Source organism: Streptomyces diastatochromogenes, from assembly GCF_002242805.1.
Taxonomy (GTDB): Bacteria; Actinomycetota; Actinomycetes; order Streptomycetales; family Streptomycetaceae; genus Streptomyces; species Streptomyces diastatochromogenes.
Genome location: NZ_MCGQ01000188.1, coordinates 1 through 399, shown reverse-complemented (window position 1 = coordinate 399; position 399 = coordinate 1). Strand labels below are relative to the sequence as shown.

The 399-nt window shown below is 74.4% G+C and carries 1 protein-coding gene; it reads left to right on the top strand.

Annotated elements, in window-relative coordinates; genetic code table 11:
* The coding region (locus BEK98_RS47545; protein WP_208643452.1) for an NAD(P)H-dependent oxidoreductase at positions 1 to 324 on the top strand (324 nt) is incomplete at its 5' end.
* Positions 325 to 399 lie beyond the last annotated feature (75 nt).

Sequence of the window (399 nt, the reverse complement as noted above, 5' to 3'; positions counted from 1 at the left end):
ATCGACAACGACGCCCTCACCGGCAAGCCTGTCCTGGTGGCCGCCACCGGCGGGACCGCACGCCACTCCCTCGCCCTGGAGCACGCGCTGCGCCCCCTCTTCGCCTACCTGCGCGCAGTGGTCGTACCCACCGCCGTGTACGCGGCGTCCGAGGACTGGGGCGGCAACGGCGACGCCCTCACCGACACGCTGCCCCGCCGGATCGCGCGAGCCGGCAGGGAACTGGCCGCCCTCCTGCGCGACCTCCCCGGCGGCGGCCGGCCGGCCGAGGACACGGACGTCGTGCCCTTCGCGCAGCAACTGGCCGCCCTGCGGCCCGAGTAGACGGCGAAGGCGTCGGGGAACGGAGCGAGATGAGCGAACAGGGGAGAGGCATGGCACAGTCGGAGAGTCCGGGGC